Source organism: Spiroplasma endosymbiont of Virgichneumon dumeticola (assembly GCF_964264745.1).
Taxonomy (GTDB): Bacteria; Bacillota_I; Bacilli_A; order Mycoplasmatales; family VBWQ01; genus Spiroplasma_E.
Window position 1 is genome coordinate 821429 of sequence record NZ_OZ183478.1, and the last position, 19326, is coordinate 840754.

23 protein-coding genes are annotated in these 19326 nt (G+C 24.9%); 20 read left to right on the top strand and 3 right to left on the bottom strand.

Annotation, left to right across the window (positions count from 1 at the left end; translation table 4 throughout):
* Positions 1-78 precede the first annotated feature (78 nt).
* Positions 79-711 (top strand): ABC transporter permease, encoded by a 633-nt coding sequence (locus tag ACFEL4_RS05305; protein ID WP_375316869.1) that lies wholly within the window; start codon positions 79-81, stop codon positions 709-711.
* The gene (locus ACFEL4_RS05310) at positions 711-3077 is read left to right on the top strand and encodes an extracellular solute-binding protein (protein ID WP_375316870.1); all 2367 of its coding nucleotides are present in this window, start codon (positions 711-713) and stop codon (positions 3075-3077) included. The genes ACFEL4_RS05305 and ACFEL4_RS05310 overlap by 1 nt, the downstream gene beginning before the upstream one ends.
* A gap of 251 nt (positions 3078-3328) precedes the next feature.
* Here the strand turns inward: ACFEL4_RS05310 and ACFEL4_RS05315 are convergent, their stop codons facing one another.
* Together ACFEL4_RS05315 and ACFEL4_RS05320 are read right to left on the bottom strand one after the other, a co-directional pair.
* Positions 3329-3718, bottom strand: coding sequence for an IS1595 family transposase (locus ACFEL4_RS05315; protein ID WP_375316871.1), 390 nt, complete (start codon positions 3716-3718; stop codon positions 3329-3331).
* A complete protein-coding gene (locus ACFEL4_RS05320; RefSeq protein ID WP_375316872.1) occupies positions 3613-4149 on the bottom strand; it encodes a hypothetical protein in 537 nt (178 codons plus the stop codon). Before ACFEL4_RS05320 ends, ACFEL4_RS05315 begins: the two co-directional genes overlap by 106 nt.
* A gap of 18 nt (positions 4150-4167) precedes the next feature.
* Between ACFEL4_RS05320 and ACFEL4_RS05325 the strand changes: the two genes are divergently transcribed.
* From ACFEL4_RS05325 to ACFEL4_RS05340, 4 genes are all read left to right on the top strand, one after another.
* Positions 4168-4398: an HNH endonuclease signature motif containing protein gene (locus ACFEL4_RS05325; protein ID WP_375316873.1), complete on the top strand. Its 231-nt coding sequence runs from the start codon at positions 4168-4170 to the stop codon at positions 4396-4398.
* A gap of 265 nt (positions 4399-4663) precedes the next feature.
* Positions 4664-5110, top strand: coding sequence for a hypothetical protein (locus ACFEL4_RS05330; RefSeq protein ID WP_375316874.1), 447 nt, complete (start codon positions 4664-4666; stop codon positions 5108-5110).
* A 164-nt stretch (positions 5111-5274) separates the two neighbouring features.
* Positions 5275-5580 (top strand): ATP-binding cassette domain-containing protein, encoded by a 306-nt coding sequence (locus tag ACFEL4_RS05335; RefSeq protein WP_375316875.1) that lies wholly within the window; start codon positions 5275-5277, stop codon positions 5578-5580.
* A complete protein-coding gene (locus tag ACFEL4_RS05340) occupies positions 5511-6005 on the top strand; it encodes an AAA family ATPase (RefSeq protein WP_375316876.1) in 495 nt (164 codons plus the stop codon). Before ACFEL4_RS05335 ends, ACFEL4_RS05340 begins: the two co-directional genes overlap by 70 nt.
* 143 nt (positions 6006-6148) lie before the next feature.
* Here the strand turns inward: ACFEL4_RS05340 and ACFEL4_RS05345 are convergent, their stop codons facing one another.
* On the bottom strand, positions 6149-7291 hold the full coding sequence (locus tag ACFEL4_RS05345; RefSeq protein ID WP_375316877.1) for an Mbov_0401 family ICE element transposase-like protein: 1143 nt from the start codon (positions 7289-7291) through the stop codon (positions 6149-6151).
* Positions 7292-7416: 125 nt separating this feature from the next.
* Here ACFEL4_RS05345 and ACFEL4_RS05350 point away from each other — a divergent pair, with 125 nt between their 5' ends.
* From ACFEL4_RS05350 to ACFEL4_RS05415, 14 genes are all read left to right on the top strand, one after another.
* Positions 7417-7782 (top strand): hypothetical protein, encoded by a 366-nt coding sequence (locus tag ACFEL4_RS05350; RefSeq protein WP_375316878.1) that lies wholly within the window; start codon positions 7417-7419, stop codon positions 7780-7782.
* Positions 7783-7920: 138 nt separating this feature from the next.
* Positions 7921-8451, top strand: coding sequence for a hypothetical protein (locus ACFEL4_RS05355; protein WP_375316879.1), 531 nt, complete (start codon positions 7921-7923; stop codon positions 8449-8451).
* A 12-nt stretch (positions 8452-8463) separates the two neighbouring features.
* A complete protein-coding gene (locus ACFEL4_RS05360; protein WP_375316880.1) occupies positions 8464-9783 on the top strand; it encodes a hypothetical protein in 1320 nt (439 codons plus the stop codon).
* 2 nt (positions 9784-9785) lie between these two features.
* Positions 9786-10067 (top strand): hypothetical protein, encoded by a 282-nt coding sequence (locus tag ACFEL4_RS05365; RefSeq protein WP_375316881.1) that lies wholly within the window; start codon positions 9786-9788, stop codon positions 10065-10067.
* Positions 10036-10863, top strand: a complete 828-nt coding sequence (locus tag ACFEL4_RS05370) for a hypothetical protein (RefSeq protein ID WP_375316882.1) — start codon at positions 10036-10038, stop codon at positions 10861-10863. The genes ACFEL4_RS05365 and ACFEL4_RS05370 overlap by 32 nt, the downstream gene beginning before the upstream one ends.
* Positions 10863-11747: a hypothetical protein gene (locus ACFEL4_RS05375; RefSeq protein ID WP_375316883.1), complete on the top strand. Its 885-nt coding sequence runs from the start codon at positions 10863-10865 to the stop codon at positions 11745-11747. The genes ACFEL4_RS05370 and ACFEL4_RS05375 overlap by 1 nt, the downstream gene beginning before the upstream one ends.
* Positions 11748-12272: a hypothetical protein gene (locus ACFEL4_RS05380; protein WP_375316884.1), complete on the top strand. Its 525-nt coding sequence runs from the start codon at positions 11748-11750 to the stop codon at positions 12270-12272.
* A 3-nt stretch (positions 12273-12275) separates the two neighbouring features.
* On the top strand, positions 12276-12617 hold the full coding sequence (locus tag ACFEL4_RS05385; protein ID WP_375316885.1) for a hypothetical protein: 342 nt from the start codon (positions 12276-12278) through the stop codon (positions 12615-12617).
* Positions 12618-12658: 41 nt separating this feature from the next.
* Positions 12659-14872: a hypothetical protein gene (locus ACFEL4_RS05390; protein WP_375316886.1), complete on the top strand. Its 2214-nt coding sequence runs from the start codon at positions 12659-12661 to the stop codon at positions 14870-14872.
* A gap of 4 nt (positions 14873-14876) precedes the next feature.
* Positions 14877-16349, top strand: coding sequence for a hypothetical protein (locus tag ACFEL4_RS05395; protein WP_375316887.1), 1473 nt, complete (start codon positions 14877-14879; stop codon positions 16347-16349).
* Between the two features lies 1 nt (position 16350).
* Entirely contained in the window at positions 16351-17700 is a 1350-nt protein-coding gene (locus tag ACFEL4_RS05400; RefSeq protein ID WP_375316888.1) for a hypothetical protein, read from the top strand.
* Complete coding sequence (locus tag ACFEL4_RS05405; RefSeq protein WP_375316889.1) at positions 17640-18461, top strand: IS1595 family transposase; 822 nt, start codon at positions 17640-17642, stop codon at positions 18459-18461. Before ACFEL4_RS05400 ends, ACFEL4_RS05405 begins: the two co-directional genes overlap by 61 nt.
* 147 nt (positions 18462-18608) lie before the next feature.
* Positions 18609-19082, top strand: a complete 474-nt coding sequence (locus ACFEL4_RS05410; RefSeq protein ID WP_375316890.1) for a hypothetical protein — start codon at positions 18609-18611, stop codon at positions 19080-19082.
* Positions 19083-19191: 109 nt separating this feature from the next.
* A complete protein-coding gene (locus tag ACFEL4_RS05415) occupies positions 19192-19317 on the top strand; it encodes a hypothetical protein (protein ID WP_375316891.1) in 126 nt (41 codons plus the stop codon).
* Positions 19318-19326: the final 9 nt, after the last annotated feature.

Genomic DNA, 19326 nt, shown 5'->3' on the forward strand with positions numbered 1-19326 from the left:
ACTAACAATGCTTGAATCTTTCGTTTTACTTTTAGCAACTTCAATGATTTCTTCAAAGAAAATAGTTTTGTAATGGTATTGTTACGTTCAATTGGATACTCATTTGTTGCAACATTAATTGCTGTGGTATTTGGTTATCCGATTGCCTATATAATGGCTTTTATGTCAACAAAAATTGCCTCAAAAAATATTTGAGCGCTAGTAACATTACCAATTTGAATTAATATTTTATTACGAACGATTGGTTTACAAATTATTTTCAGTATCTTAGGGCCTAATATTTTATTAGGAACACCAATTGGCATTATTTTAGCCATGGTTTACATGTTTATGCCCTTTGTAATATTACCTATTTATAACTCTTTAGAAAAAACTGACCACACTTTATTAGAAGCTAGTCAAGACTTAGGCGCTTCACCTTGAAAAACATTCTGAAAAGTTACCTTTCGTTTTTCAATACCAGGCATTGTTTCTGGTTTCACATTAATGATGTTAAGTGCCATGACATCACTAGTAGTTGTTAAATACATTGGCGAAGGAAAAACGATTTTAATTGCCAATATTATTGAGTCTTATTTTTATCGTGGTGCTAATTTTGCTTATGGTGCTGCTATTTCAGTTATTCTTGGAGTTATCGTCTTAATTATTATTTTTACATTAAAAGTTGTTGGTCGTTGAGCCACAGGTAAAAAAATCGGAGGGATTGTCTAATGAAATCTTTTTTCAAAAATAGTTATTTAGCTATTATCTTTTTATTGCTTTACATACCCATTTTAGTGTTAATGGCTTTTTCATTTAATGGTGGTGATTCAGTTCGCAGTTGAAGTTATTTTTCTTTTGATGCTTATGGTGATTTATTTGCCCAAAGCCAATTATGACAATCAGTTAGTGTAACATTAATTGTGGCATTTATTTCAACCTTTGTCGCTGTTATTATTGGTACTTTTGCAGCCTTAGGCTTAAGTAAAACCCGTAAACTAACTCGTAATTTAACTCTGGGAATTACTAATATTCCTTTAGTCAACGCTGATATTGTAACTGCGGTTTCACTAATGTTATTATTCATGGCCTTAGGATTTAGTTTTGGTTTAGGAACACTAATTTTATCTCACATTTCTTTTAATATCCCTTATGTTATTATTACTGTCTTACCAAAGATTAGACAAATTAATGTTTCACAATTAGAAGCCAGTCAAGATTTAGGTGCTTCGCCTTGATATACACTACGAAAAATTGTTTTACCAACGATTAAACCAGCAATTTTTGCTGGAGCTGCCATTGCCTTTGCTATGAGTTTTGATGATTTTTTAATTTCTTATTTTACAGGGGGTAATACTTCAAATGTTTCAACTTTTATTTATTCTTTGAAACGAATTAAACCATATATTAACGCCTTTTCAACCATTATTATTGTTTTAATTACCTTAACTATCATTTCATGAAATGGTTATGTGGTTGTTAAAAAACAAATTAAACAACGTAATGAAAAAATAACTAAAAGCATTTATCACAACCAAAAAATAACTAAAAATGAAAAATTATTAACTAAATGTTATTTACAATTAAATAACTTTAATAACAAAAAAGTGAAATTAAAAAAGGGGAAATCACCTTATCGAGAAAATAATTTTGAACTAGTTACGGAACAAGATATTAGCAATGCCGAAAATCGCATTGCTAAAAACCCAAAATTAATTGCCCAAATTTTAAAACTAGAAGCCAAAATCGAAACGGAAATGATTTGGATTAATCACATAAAAAGCAAAATTAGTGCTAAAAAAATTTTAAAAGAAGAACGTTCTAAAGCATGAAGAGATAAATACCGTTTCTTGGTTTGACCTTGAAAAATGATTATGATTAGCATTATATTAGGTTCAGGATTCATTGCTCTAGGTGCATTTTATATGTATACTAACTTTTATGACTTATCAATTGCCAATTGGGGTGAATATATTAGTCCCGAAGTTTTAAATGGATTTGAAAAAGAATATCAAGTAAAAGTTAAATATACAACATATGATGATAATGAATCATTATACGCAAAACTATACACTACTAGCTATGATGTAATGGTTCCTAGTGATTACTTAGTAGCAAAACTAGCAAGTGAAGATCGTATTATTGACTTTAATGACCCGCAATATGCTGGTAAATTAGATTTTATACCCAAAAATGTTATTAACACTGAACTATATAATTTCATGCAAAAATATCAAATTAAAACTATTGATGGTACAATCAGTCCTAATGGTCTAAATGATTACAGTATACCTTACTTCTGAGGTGATGTGGTTATGGTTATTAATGCAACTAATCCTAATAATTTAACTGACCTTGGTATCACAGACCCTGACCAAGCGCAATGAAATGTTTTACAAACAGCAGCAAATTTAAACAAGAGTATTATTTTAAATGATGATATGCACAACTTATTTATGACAGCACTAACTGATTTACATTACAAAAATAAATGAGGAGAAAATACAGGTACTGGCGATAATAACCAAATCAATAATATTTTCCATGACAATATTAACGCCCACAGTAATACTGAAATTGATGATGCTAATAATTGATTATCACCAATTATTAAAAATAGTAATACTAAACTACTAAATGACAGTATTGTTGATGAAATTGCTAAACCTAATAACTGAGATATTGCCATGATGTATAATGGTGATTTATTATCAGCTATTAGAGATAACACTGCTTTTCTAGATGGCAAATATTTAGCAATCAGACCTTATATGGGAACTAATATTTGAAACGATGATATGGTTATTAGTAAAGATTCACCTCACAAAGATTTAGCATTTAAATTTATCAATTACATTATGAATAAAAACCAACAAATAAGTTTAAGCAACGAATTTGGTTATACCTCTCCATTACAAGAAGCAATGGATGAAGTTAGCATACTTTATCCCCCAGCCATTTGAAAACACGTATATATTCCTAGTGACGGTCAAAAAACCGACCCTGCTAATCACCCTTTAGGATTCTTCAATGGTTTATACCATCGTGATTTTGATGCCTACATGCAAACTGTTTACAATCGATTATTAGCACGTTAACTATCACAATCTATAAATACAATCGTTAATATAAAAAAGATAAAAAATATTGCAATATATTTATATTCTATTATATAATTGAATACGAAAGGGGTTAATTTATAGTTATACGTCGTAAAAAATGAGAAAAACATGAAATAATTACATTGATAAAATGAATTATTCATGGCTTTTCTCCCTTTATGTACTATTTTTAAATTTTATCACATAAATGCTGAGAAAAGCCTATCTACGGACTTCTCCCCACATTTTTAAATTAAACATAGCATTACAGTTTCAAAACTAGGTATGTTATTGAATTTATATGCAGCTTCTTTTGCATATAAATGAATATGATGTTTTGCAACTTTGATATGTGTTTTAAATGTTCTTCGTATATGTTTTCATACTGACTCAATTTGGTTGGTATTTACACCAGTTTTTGAAACATAGCCATCTTGATGGTTAACTGTTTCATGATTAGTGAAAACCGATTTCAAATCGCGATATCCTTTTCAAGAATCAGTATGTACATCACACTTTGAAGAAATGTGGTTTATTGCAAACTGCAAAAGATTTTTACTGTTTGCGTTTTTCAATACTTTCACAATCAGATTGTTGGTTGTTTTTTCATAAATACCAACAATCAAGGTTTTGTTCAACAAGGATCTTCCTTGTTTTTTAAACCCATATGTGAAAGATACATTTCATCCATTTGCACTATGCCCTCAACAATGAATTGAGGTTCTTGTTTAGCAATGGCACTTCGGATTTTATGACCCATTATTCAAGCTGTTTTCAAGGTCACTCCCAATTCTTTTGCAACATCAGTTGATGGAATTCCATGTTTGGTGTTTATTCATCTAAAGATGAGATAAAACCAAGATATTAAAGGTGTTTGTGACTTTGAAAATATAGTGCCCGTGAGAATACTGAATGTTTGATGACATTTCAAACATCTCATTTTTCTTAAATTAGAAGTATTCAAATTAAAACTAGAACACCTAATACATTTGCTTTGTTTCAAACTTGCTATATATGCAAGACATTGTTTTTCAGTTTGAAAAGTATTATTGAACTCATTAAATTTCATTGTTTCCTCCACAAGTACATGTGGGGAGAAGTCCGTTATTCATTTAAAGGCCTATCTGATTTTTGGACATTAAATGTACAAGCACCATGTCCATGATGTTGCTTACCAATGATAAAAGGTGCATACCAAGGTGAACAACCAACATCAGCCTTTGTTTGAAATATTGACCATATAGATGGCGATCCAAGTAATAACGATTGACAAAACCTACAACCAATGCACGTAGAATGTAATATTAAAAAAGACTAACATTATTGACTAGGAACATGTTCTTAATTTTGTAAAAATAGAGGAAAAATAAAAAAGGTGCCAATTAAGATCTAAGATTTGATTTTATTAAATTTTAGGTTTTTTATTTTTAAATTTCAATAAAACCTATTGTAGTAATAAAATATTAGGAATATAATAGTGTTATTCATTCACAAGAATTCTTATTATAATTTATTGCTTTGGGAGTTACAGGACATCAAATAGATATTCTTAACTTTTTGTAAGAATAATTGTTCTATGAATAATGATATTTAGGAGGTTTATTAAAATAAAAAAACTTTTACCAACTATTACTGCTGTAATTTTAGGAACAACGTTTTCACCAAATATATCAAATGCTTTTAGTAATAATAGTAATTTTACTTCTAATAATTGAACTTGAAACAATGTTCAAGTTAATCATAATGTTGCTACACCAGCAACAGGAACACATGAAGAATCAAACACAAAAACAGATACTAAAGCAACAGTTCAACCATGGTATATTTTTCTGAATTCTCAACAAATTATTAGTAACGTATACTTTGCTTTGCATACTTATGATGGAGCTGTTTATTTAAACCAAGTTGTATTAAACTTAAAGCAAGATGTCGCAACTGATATTTTTAGACAATGAGATTTTTCACAAACTAATGATGTTTGACAAGGATGAGGTCATCAAATCAACTATTACCCTGACAGTAACTGCTAAATATGATGAAAGTGAATCATTAACATCACTATTTATTTCATCATACATTTATGCAAGAACTGCTGGTTCTGTTCATGAAGCATTAAAAACTTCTCAAGTAACTATTCTTGAATTTATTAACTAATAAATATTCTTAAAAATTTTAGAAAAAGGTGCATTAACATATGAGCGATGAGCATTCTTATGAAATTGAAATAAATAATGTTACAAAAAAATATTCTGAAACAGTAGGTGTTTTTGATATCAACATTAAAATTAAAAAAGGGGAAATCTATGGATTCATCGGACCAAATGGCGCTGGTAAATCCACAACAATTAGACAAATGGTTGGTTTTATTAACCTGACCAAGGAAATATTACTATCAATAATAAAGATGCTTGAAATGAATCCAAAGAAATTATGAGTATCCTTGGTTATCTGCCTGGTGAAAATATCCTTCCAGACTATATGAAAGCTATTAATTATTTAAAACTTGTTTCTGATATTAGAGGTAATGTGGAATGAACATATGTTGAAAAATTAATTAATTATTTTGAAATTAATCCGAAAGTAAAAATTAAGAAAATGTCAAAAGGAATGAAACAAAAAGTTGCCTTAATAACTGCTTGTATGCATAAACCTAAGATTTTAATTTTAGATGAACCAACATCAGGTTTGGACCCATTAATGCAAGAAAAGTTTTTAAAAATAATTAAAGATTTTAGAAACAAATGGTACAACAATTTTTTTAGTTCCCATATTTTTAGTGAAGTTGAAGCGCTTGCTGATAAAATTGCTATTATTAAATCAGGAAAAATTATATCTGAAATTGTAATGAAAGACGTTAAAACACCATATGAAAAAGTTTATTGGGTGAATAAAGTTAATAGTTATAATTTAATTTTCTTTAAATAAAAGACAACATTAAACTATTTAATTGTTGCTATAATTATATCATATTTTGTTAAATAAACAAAGTATTTTAATGTTTTATTTTATTATTTTATAACAAAAATTCCTAACTATTTAGGTTTAAGATTTATTAAGTTTTTAAAATATTAAAGTAAAAGATTTAATTTATTAATTCTTGCTGAATTAATTAAAAGCATATTATTAAGTACTTTATCATTATAAATTTTAGCACCATAACCCTTTAATGATTTCACTAAATGTGAAACATCACTTTCAGCACAAACTCCTTGATTTCAATTTTCTTTTTGATTAATAATACCTTCTTTATTATTTTTAAAATATTTATATATTTTTTCATCAATATTATTTACTTTTAAAAAATCTAATAATAAATAATATTTACCATTAATAAATAAGTTATATGCATTTGTTAATTTTTTATTATCTACTTTTCTATTAAAAATAAATACTTTTTTTAGTGCTTTAAAAACATGGTGTCTATCAATTACATAAGGAATGTTTTCTTTTTTAGCAGAAGTTTTAATTCAAGGTGCACCATCACCAATAAATACTAAACTACTTTTATTATAAATAAATTGTAAATCAAGAAATTCATAAATTTTATCAATTAATTCTTGTCTTTTAATTCTTTCACCATTTTTAGTTTTCATATAAGTTATTTTTTTATCTTTTAAAACATTTCTACTTTTAGTAGATTTTTCTAAATCTGTACCTTTATTTGCACTAATTGTACGAATACGATTTTTTTGTTTTTTATTATTAAATAATGAAGAAATAAAACAATCATCCATATTTACAAATAATTTTTCATTTGGTAATACTATCTTTTTCTCTTTTATTTTTTCAACACCTATTACTGCAATTTTCATTACATTAGTCATATATGTTTTAGAAAATTTAGCATTTTTTACTATATCTTGTACATCAGATTGTCTTTTACCATTACCTGAATTTTTTATTATTATATGTTCTAAATTAGTTAAGGTTCTTTTTCTTTTTTTAATTTTTATATAATTATCTAAAGGATAATAATATTCATTAGTTTCTAATATTAAATAACATCTACGATAAAAATCATTTATTTTACCATATTTAGTATTTGGGCTTCTTGGAGCAGTTTTAACATATTTATATTTACTTTTATCATATTTATTTTTATGTCAAAAATCATCATATGCTAATCATATATTTCTGAAATAATTAATATCATTTTTATTAATTTCTTTATCACATTCTTCATAATCAAGTTCATCAGTAAGAAAATTCATAATATTTAATTCCTTTCTTAATTTATGAATTTGATTATAATAGTAATTAAAAAGAAAATGTTGTAATAATATTTCTGACACTAATGATATAATTAATATAAGAAATAATAAATTAAGGTGATAATATGCCAGCACAAAGAAAATATTTAGGAAATTATGAGGTTACAATTAGTAATTATTTACGAACAAAAAATAAAATATTAACACCACAAGGATTAAATAATGCACTTGGAATTGATAGAAAATATATATTTGATTGCCGACGCAGAAGCAGTCCATGACAACGTAATTTTTTAAAAAGTTATGATAAAGCACGTAGTATTATTTCAACTCATATGTTAGAAAAAGCATTAGTAAAACCAGAAATAATTTATCAACATTGATTAAAATCTCATCCAAATGAATTTGATATTAATGAAGAAGATAATAACACACAAAGTAATATAATTATTAATATTATTGAACCTAGAAAAATAGAAAATAATGACTAGAAACCTATAATAAATATAGGTTTTTTTCTTTATTTTAAAGGGTAAAAATGATATAATATATTAAAGTGAATATGTTAAATAACATATATTAAAGTGATGTATTAATATAATAAAAATTCATAAAGGGAGATTAAAGGTATGAGTAATTTTACTTTTGATGAAAAAGAGAATTATAGTTTAGATGATGTTAAAGGTTTACTAAAACAACATAGAAATGTAGTATATGCTGAAAGTAAAAAAGATATTGAACCTAAATTAAGTGAATATGAAACTAAATTAAAAGAATATGAAAATAAAGTTAATAGTTATGAAGAGCAACAATTATTTTCTAATATTAAAGATACTAAAAAAGTAAATTTAATTAAAAATTTAATGAGTACTGATAATTATAAATCTTTATCTAAACAAGAAGCATTTAATAAAATAAATGAAGATTATAAAGAATTTCTTATTGATAAAACATCAGAATCTATTAAACAAGAAAATAAACCTAATTCAAATGATTTTAATCCTAAAACTCTTTTAGATTTACATACAAATAGTATTAATCCAGAAGAATTAGAAAGAAAATTAAATGAAAAAGCTAAAACTACAGGTATTACTGACCCTAACGAATTAGAAAAACTTGTAAATTTAGCAAGAGGAACTGCACTTAAATCTATTAAATAGAAAGAGGATAAAATGGCAATTCCAAAAATTCCAGAAGCATTTATTATTGGTGGTAATTCCCCTACTGAAAATGCTGTTTTAAGTGTACTTGAAGCCCAAGTTCGTGGTGAATTAACTGCTGAATTAAGTACTTTATTTATGAGAAATACTGTTACTGCTGACCAAATAGCAAATATTAGTGGTGTAGCAATGGCAATATATAGAGCAACAGTACGGGTATTATGAGGCTCAACATGAGATGAATTTACAGGTACTAAAAGACAAAAAGGAACAGTTAAAACAACAACATTAATTATTGATAAAGAATTAACAATTGATTTTAATATTCCAGAATTTGATATTGAAAGATTTATGACTTCACCAGCAAATGTAGCAACTCAAATTGTTTCAAATTGAACAAGTTCATTTATGAGAAATTTAAGAGAAAATTTTGAATTAATATTTTTACAAGGTACAAAAGATTATGCAATTGCTAAATCATTAGTATTACCTTTAAATTTAAATAATATGACTAAAGAACAAGCATTAAATGCTTATTATACAATTGGAGAAAGAAATAATAAATTAATTAAAAAAGTAGATGATATTACAGTTGGTATAAATAAAGCAGATTTAACGGGTGCTTGTGGTATTGATAGTAGTTTTAATTTAGCAAAAGCATTTACATTATTAAATTATGGTCAAATTGCAGCTAATACTTTAGCAACTGGTAAAAGATATACAAATCAAATTATGGGTATGGAATTTTATGAAAGCTTTTATTTAGAACAAGATTTTATTCATGATACTGTTTCTGGTATGCATTTAGAAAAAGATTATAAATTATTAGATTTATTTGGTGTAGTTTATAACAGATATATGTGAGGTATGCCTATTTCATTTACAAAAGTAAGAAATAAATTAGATAATGCAACAGATAATATTCGTATTATTGGAAAAGCATTATATGCATTACCAAGTGCAATTAGACCAGATTTAATGTATATTATTCAAGAAAAAATGCCAACAATTGATGAAATTAAAACAGCAAGAGCAAAAAATTATAAAGTTGATGCAACTAATATTAATGCAACTTATCAATCAACAGATTATGATAATATGAATATTTTAGATTTACAAAATATAATTTATTATAAAAATTTAGGAAAAATTACTATGGCTGGTGCAATACCTACTAATAATGAATTAGAAACTATAATAGTAAATATTGGTAATAATGGTTATGAAAAAGGTAAAGCAACATTTAGTAATATTACATCAACAAGTGCTACTATGACTGGTAATAATAAAGAATATTATGGAACAGTAAAATTAGAATTTACTAAAAAATAATTATGGAATATATTTATAAATATTTTGATGAAAAAGCACATATTACTATTTATTCAGCCAAACCAGAAGATTTAACTACAAGTAATGATATAAGAGCAATTTTATTAGATGAATATCCTAAATTAAGAAATGATTATTTTATAGTAAGTGATGTTCATGATAATTTTGCTATATGTGTTGGAGATAATATAAATTGTCAAGGAACAGTTAGAATTCAAGTTAAAAAACAAACTAATTTAAAGGATGTTAAAAATGCCACATGTTGAGAATATACAATCAAATAATTATACTTTAACTAAATTAATAAGAACTGGTATAAGTCCAATTTCAGCAATGATTGGAACTAGTGCTTATTATGGTCAATTAATAGGTAATCCAATATTAGGTTCAATTAATAGTTTATTATTTGGTAAAAAATTAGGTTTAGATATATGAAATTTAAATCAAAGACCTTCTGCTAAAACTAAACTAATTAATAGTTCTAAAAAAATATTATTAGGTTTAGGAACAATTGGGTTAGCAAATTATGCAAAATTTACTAATACAAATATCAATCCAAATCCAACTGAAAATCCAATAACTACAACAACAGTAGACCCATTTCCAGATGATTTATTATTTAGTAATAATACTACTGATAATAATTTAATGGATTGAGATACTTATATTTCATTAAATGCTTATGGTATTTCAAATCTTATGGCAGGAATTACAGAATTAATACCTAATAGTTTTGAAAATATTCGTAGAATAGCAAATATGGCAAATGGTGGATGTTTAATATCAACTGGTGTTGCAATGGGTATTAATAATGATTTTAATAATGCTTATGCAGTACCTACCATAGTTGCTGGTGCTTCTGAAATTATCCATAATTTACTACCTATTGAAACTACACATCATAACCAAGAAATGCAAGAAACACCATTTAATAATGAAACTGCAAGATTAATTAATGATAATAGATTTACAATTAATAGTGAAACAAGTAGTCAATATGGTAGTGATAATATGAGTGAAGTACCATTAAATCATGATAATGCTTCATTAAATTGAGATTATAACCATATGAGTTTATAATGTTACCTTTAATTATTAGACTTATATACTCAGCATTAGCAAGTGATGATATTCGTGTATTAATTGTTAGTTTATTAAAAAATTATAGTAAAGATACAGGATTAAAAGCAGTTTTAGATAGTGAAAATGTTAGTGAAGAAGAACTTGACCAACCATATTCAACTTTTAATCCAAATATTGCTAAAAAATTATTATCTATATTAAAACCTAATGAATTAACTACTTTAAAAACTGAATTAAATAAATTATTTAAAGATAATAAAACTAAAGATACTAAAGATTTAAATGATAAAGATATAGAAGAAACTAATAATAAAGATGAAAAAGGTTGAGTAGTATTATCTAGTTCATGATTAAAAAAAGGTAATTTTTATAAATCTAATAAATCATTAAAATTAGGTTTATTACAAGTATTAATACAAAGTGATACAAGTAAAAATAAACGTTGATATGGACCATATACCTATCCTAATGTAAGTGAAGAAACTTGAAACTTAATGAAAGTACAAAAAGGTAAAAATGGTAGTGGTGCTGGAACAATATTTTGAAGATATTTTTTAAGGAGTTTTTTACCTTCACAGATACGTAAATATGTTAAGAAACAACTTAAAGAACAGAAAGGTATTAGTAAAGGTAAACAACGTTATAATGTGCTTAAATCAACGAATATTAATGTATTAAAAACAACTGCATTTATTAATAGATTAGAACGTGGATTTTTTAAACTTAAAGAATTTAAAACATTACCAAAAACTGAATTAGGTAGTAGAGCATGAAGAGTAGAAAGAAAAGAATATTTAACTTTTCATAAAACTAATAATTTAAATAAAAATATTGGCATTTCTATTTATAAAAATAAAAGTAAATATAAAACATGAAAGTAGGTGGTAATTATTATTGAATTAGATAAACCAATTAAACCAATTGGTATATGAAATACTATTAATCCAATTTCAAAAGATAATAAAGAATATAAAAGATTAAATAAGATTTGATTTAATAAAAATAGTACTCATATTGATAAAATAAAAATTTTAATATCAAATATTTTAAAAATAACTAGTCATATTATTGGTATATTAATAACATTATTTTTTACAATAACACCATGATTAATACCTAAAATACCAATAGAAATGGGAATAGGTAATTATACTACTCAATATAATTTTAGTTGACCAGATCATGTAGCATTAACTTTATTTCCAATGTTTAGTCATATAGGATTAAATGTTATTACTAAATTAGGTAATTATGGAAAATTAATTAAATATGGATTAATTACTATACCAATTATTATTACAAGTCCTTATTTAATTTATCAATATCAACAAATTAAAAAACATAAAAAAGAATGTAATTTATGTAAACAACATTCAAATAAAATTCAAATAGAAAAGGTGGAATAAATCATGAATTTAACAGTATATTTATTAAGTGGAATTATAGGAGGAGCAGTTACTAGTGGGGTTATTATTGCTTTTGTATTATCTATTATTTCAAAAAAAATTAAAAAAAATAAACAAGATATAGTTGCAAAAGAACTTAAAATTAATAAATTAATTGAATATATTATTTTAAATACTAAACAATTAAATGATAAATTACAATTAACAGAAACTCCTATTGCACAAAAATTAGATGCTTTTGATGTTGATGAAAAAGATTTTGAAGATTTTATTATTGCTCAAAAAGCAAAACGTCAAGAATTAACAAATAAAGATAAGAAAAAAGTAACTAAAATTAAAATTTAAAGGGTTTAAATACCCTTTATTTTTACATTAAGGAGTAAATTATGGCTATTAAAGACCCAATTTTATTTATAACAGTTGAAGAATTTAAAAATTCTAAATATTTTAATGAATTATTATTTGATAAAGTTACTACTCCAGATAATGAAATTTGATTTGCAATATCTGTAGCTAGTAGTAATATTGATTATTTAAGTGGTTTTACTATTAGTAAAAAATGACCAGAAATAACACCAACAGATTTTACAGATAATATTCAAACAGCAACTACTAATTATGTTAGATTTTTATTAACTAAAGATGTAGATTATTTACGTGGTCAAGGTTCAATTAGTCAAGGTGGATTAACTTATAGTGAAACTAATCCAGATGACCCTTATTTTATCCCACCAGAAGTATTTAATTATTTAAGAAAAATTAAAGAATATCCAAATATTAAAGGTTTTGATTTAAAAGGAATAGAACCACAAAAAAATAATTATTTTAATAAATTTATTTCAAATTGTGGTGAAGATAGTCCTTTAAATGAATATATTCCTTATACTAATTTAGAATCATCAGATACTAGAACTAAAATCACTATTACTCATCCACAAAATAGATCAAGACCGGTTATTAATATTGATACTAGAGGTATTAATACATCTACTACAGTACCTGAATTTAAAAGTCCAAAAGAAACTATTGATATTAAATATGATAAAGAAACTCATATAGTTAATAGTGATGTTAGTGATAAAGTAATTTATTTTGATGACCTTGATGATAGAAAAAATGCTATTGAAATTTTAAAACATACTTTAGTACCTAATTTTATATATAAATGAGTTGCTTATAAAAATTTTGATCCTTTTACAGAAGATTACTCAAGTTATTTAAATGGAACTTTAATTCCTAAAAAATATGCAGATGATAAATTACAAAATAAGTTAATTGCTGGTACTAATATAACTATTGATAAAGATAATAAAATTAGTGCTACTGGTGGTAAAACTGATTTAACTGATTATTATAAAAAAGAAGAAACTAATGAACTATTAGATAAAAAACAAGATAAAACTGATAATGCATTAATAACAACAGATAAAACTATTACTGGTGCTATTAATGAAGTTAAAAATGTTAATGATACACAAGATTTACATATTAGTCAAATTAAGACTGAAGTAACTAATGTACAAGGTGTTTTAGTTTTAAAACAAGATAAATTAACAGCTGGTACTAATATAACTATTAAAGATAATGTTATTAGTGCTACTGGTGGTAGTTCAGTTGATGAAAATAGAATATTTAATAATAAAAATGATAAAGATAATACAACAAGATTAGTTAATGATATTATTAAAACTAATGTTGGTGGTAAAACTTTAATTTATAGAAATAATCCAGTTATAACTGATGATTTAGATATTCCAAATAAAAAATATGTTGATGAAAGAATAAAATCTTTAAATGTTATTAAATGAAAAAATATTGGTACAAAAGAAAGTAACATTAAAATTAATTATGATTTTAAAGTAAATACTTTATATAGAGTTGGTTATTGTTGAAAAAATGTAGAAAAAAGTCCAATTATATATATGCAATTTTTATGACAAGGTGAAGGTGCTGTATTAGCTAGTTTTTTTAAAGGAATTAGTGGTAAAAGAATTACTGAATCTTATGTTGATTTAGTAGTTATTTCAAATGCTATTGCAATGGATAGATTTAATGATGATGAAGGTAAAATATATTCATTAGAAGAAGAATTAAAAGAAAATACTTATAAAATCACTAGTAATACATTAGATATTACTTCACCAAGTATAATTAATATAGATAAACCAATTAAAATTAATTCAAAAAGTTTAGAAACTAATGAAATAGAAGACAATTGTTGAGATATTGAATTAAAAGATAATCCAACACCAAATCCTCCTAACCCAAGTGTTCCACAATGAAAAGAAGTAGGAACAAGGATAACAAAAAACCAAATTAATTATAAATTTTTTTCCGGGAAAAAATATAGAGTTACTTATATATGGGATGGAGATACGCAACCTATTGCTTATTCTATAAGTAAAGAATTTAATAAATTATTATCAAATAAATATGATTGTGTATATATATTAGATAGTTGTGTAAGAAATTGAAATCTAAATTCAGGTTTAAAAATTGAATTATTAAGATTAGAAGTTATGGATAATATAATTAGAATAGTTACTGCAACTAGTGTATATAAAGGTAATATTTTAAAATTAGAAGAATTACAGGAATAATATTATGAATAAAGAATTTACTTATCTTAATGAAATTAGTTATTGATTATTAAATAAAAGTGATTTTACTCATAGTGAATATAATCTTAGTGGTTCACGATATAGTAGTAAAACATATAGTATTGCAGAAGAATTAGCAATATTAATAGCTATTTCAATTAAAGTTAATAAATCAATTGCTATATATTGTTTTAGAAAATTAAATAAAGATATTAATGATTTAGTAAAAGAAATATATAATGCTTTAATAACAATAGGTTTAAATGATTATAAAGACTTTAATTTAAAATACCCTAATAAGCAAGCAGACTTTCGTTTTAAAGGCTCTAAATCATTTATAAGAGTAATGGGTGTATATAGTAATTCAAATGATAGAATACCTTTAAAAGGACTTTCTCGTAGTGAAATAAAAGGTTTTGATTTAGCAATTGAATGATGTGAAGAAGCAAATGAATTTACTCAGCAAGAATTTCAAGCAATAACATTTGCATTAGGTAATGCTAAAAAAAGAATAAAAATAAAAAGTTGTAATCCAGATAATATTTATCAATATTATATTGAATATATGAATAAAATTGTACCTTTTAATTTAGAAATAATGAAAGAAAAAAATGAACAAATTAAATCAATATTTGATAATAATATTTTTAAATTATTTCATTATAGTAATTGAAAAGTAAATGCTCATAATCTTACATTAGATATGATTAATGATTTAGAAGAATTAAAAGTATTAGATCCAATTAAAGCACAATCTTGATATTATGGTGTACCAAGTATTCTTACTGGTGCTATATTTGCAAGATATCTTGATAAAGTTGGTACTAAATTAGATTTTCAAGTACAAAGATTATCAGGTGGATTAGATATAGGTATGGCAACAAGTCCAAGTGGTCATCCTACAATTGCTAGTTTATGATTTATTGGTGAAAATGATAATGGTAGAAGAGCACATAAAGAAAGTGAATTTTATCATAGTAATGTAACAATGCAATATAAAGATACTGATACATTAGCAAATGATATTATTAATTATTATATAAATGAAAGTAAACGTTATATAGCAATGTTATTTGGTTTTACTTGTTATGTTGATTATGGTAATGGTGGATTAGTATTTATTGATGTTTTAAAAAGTTGAGTTAAAAAACGTAATATAACATGATTAAAATTTATAGCAGTAGATAAATCAACTTTATATTTAAATGATAGAATTGATTTTACAACAATTTGTATGCTTAAAAATATTATTAGTTTTAATTGAGAAAGATGTCCAGAAACTAAAAGACAATATAATTTAATGCAATGATTATCTAAAGTAAAAATAGATAATGCTAATAATACTCCGCAAATGTTAGATTTACATGATGATACTTGAGATAGTGATATGTATGCTTTAATGCATGAAATGAAATGATTAATTAATGGTATTAATAATAAATTATTAATTAATAAAAATAATTTTGGTGGTGATTAATATGATAAATACAATGGAATATTTAAGTTGTGATAAATCAAAATGATATATTGATATACCAATGATTATTGCTCAAAAATCAACTAAATTATGATTAGGTAAAGGTTTTTTATTTAATTCAAGTAAAAAAGAAATATTAGATTATCTTAATGATATGAATTTAAAAGATAAATGATTAGAAAAATTTTATAAATTTGGTTTACAAAATTCACTAATGGGTAAAGTATTTATTATGATTATAATTAATGAAGATAATAGTAAATCACTAAAAATATTACCTAATAGTTTTTGTGGTAGAGTTGCTAAATATAATGAACAAGAACAATCAGCAGAATTTTATTTTATTAATGAACAAGCAGATAGTGCTACTTTAACATGAGTAACAATACAAAATGGAAAAGTTAAATATGAAACATATAAAGATAATAATAAAGATATTATTTTAGGTTCTACAAGAACTAAATTAAAACCAAATATAACACCATTAAATACTTATGAAATTAAAAATCCATTTAATTATATTCCTATTTTTGAAATAACTAATTTACCAATTATTAATTTATATGGTAATACAACTACTTTAAATGCATATCCAGATTGTACAGCAGTATGAGATTTAATATATGATTTAAATCGTGTTATTAGACAAAAAAGATTAGAAAGAGAATTAAATGTTACTACTTTATTTGCTTCATTAGATAATGAAACAGCAAAAGAAATGCAAGAAAATGGTAATATTATTGAAAATCCTAAAAAAGATATGATAGTTAATGTTGGTAGTGCAGGTTATGATAAAAATGGTAATGGTGGTATGCAAATTATTCAAGGTGACCCTAAATTTAGTGAATATTGATTAGATTATAATGGTACTGCTAAAGCCATATTTAATGGTGCAGGTTATGATTATGATGAACATGGTAATGATGTTTATACAAATAAAACACAAAGTATGTTTAATAATAAATTTGATATGGAAACAACAGAAATTAAAATAGCATTTTATAGTGCTTATTTTTATCGTATATTTGATTTACTTCTTATTAGTGAAAATTTATGAAATGGTATTGGTGAAAGACCTTATTCATTTAAATTTATACCTATAGCAATGACTGACCAAATTATACAAGACCAAATTATTAATTCAAGATTAAATAATGGTACCATGACAGTAAGTGAAGCTATTGGTGAATATGATAATATTGACCAACTTATGGCAGAAAATAAATTAGAAAATATTATTACAGAAAATAAAAAACGGACTTCTCCCCACATGTACTTGTGGAGGAAACAATGAAATTGAATGAGTTCAATAATACTTTTCAAACTGAAAAACAATGTCTTGCATATATAGCAAGTTTGAAACAAAGCAAATGTATTAGGTGTTCTAGTTTTAATTTGAATACTTCTAATTTAAGAAAAATGAGATGTTTGAAATGTCATCAAACATTCAGTATTCTCACGGGCACTATATTTTCAAAGTCACAAACACCTTTAATATCTTGGTTTTATCTCATCTTTAGATGAATAAACACCAAACATGGAATTCCATCAACTGATGTTGCAAAAGAATTGGGAGTGACCTTGAAAACAGCTTGAAGAATGGGTCATAAAATCCGAAGTGCCATTGCTAAACAAGAACCTCAATTCATTGTTGAGGGCATAGTGCAAATGGATGAAATGTATCTTTCACATATGGGTTTTAAAAAACAAGGAAGATCCTTGTTGAACAAAACCTTGATTGTTGGTATTTATGAAAAAACAACCAACAATCTGATTGTGAAAGTATTGAAAAACGCAAACAGTAAAAATCTTTTGCAGTTTGCAATAAACCACATTTCTTCAAAGTGTGATGTACATACTGATTCTTGAAAAGGATATCGCGATTTGAAATCGGTTTTCACTAAGCATGAAACAGTTAACCATCAAGATGGCTATGTTTCAAAAACTGGTGTAAATAACAACCAAATTGAGTCAGTATGAAAACATATACGAAGAACATTTAAAACACATATCAAAGTTGCAAAACATCATATTCATTTATATGCCAAAGAAGCTGCATATAAATTCAAGAACATACCTAGTTTTGAAACTGTAATGCTATGTTTAATTTAAAAATGTGGGGAGAAGTCCGTAGATAGGCTTTTCTCAGCATTTATGTGATAAAATTTAAAAATAGTACATAAAGGGAGAAAAGCCATAAAAAATTAAATAAAGAATTAGGAGATAATGAAAATGAGCAATCATCAACGAATTCAATTAATGAAACACGCACATCTACATCTAAAGAGACAACAAGCAATAATTAAACGTTTAAGTCATTGAAAAATATTTCCATTTATAATTAATAATGGTGCAATACCTTTAACTGAAACTGGTTATAAACCTATAAATAGTAAAATTAGTGATTTTGGTCAATATGAATTAATACTTTCTGGTAATACTCCAGTTGTATGTATTTGAAAAAAAAGTACTAATATATATCAAAAAAATAAAGGTATAACAGACCCAGTAACACATAAAACAACAGGTCAAAATCAATATTATACTAAACAATATAAAATTGGTGATTATTGAAATGCTTATTTAATTGATGATACTAGTGGTGTAGATTTTGGTGGTTTACCTAATAATAGTTTATTTAAAACAATTTCTACTACAAGACAATATACATTAGTTATGTTTGAAGAACAAATTACAGTAGATGATTATTTACAATTTTTTTTGTGTATTTAATGATAAAAATTAAAATATTGGTGGTAATACAGGTAAAAATCAAGATAGACAATTATTATATATTTCAAATGTAACTAATTATTATAGTCCTTATAATGGTGAATTTAGTATGCAGGTATTAACTTTTAGTTCAGTTAATGATAGAGCAGTAGCAAGTGGTCAAAATACGCTTGATTATGTACAATATGCAAGTCCTGGTAGTGGTTATGCCCTACTATTCAAGAAGGAGAAGTAACGTTAAATC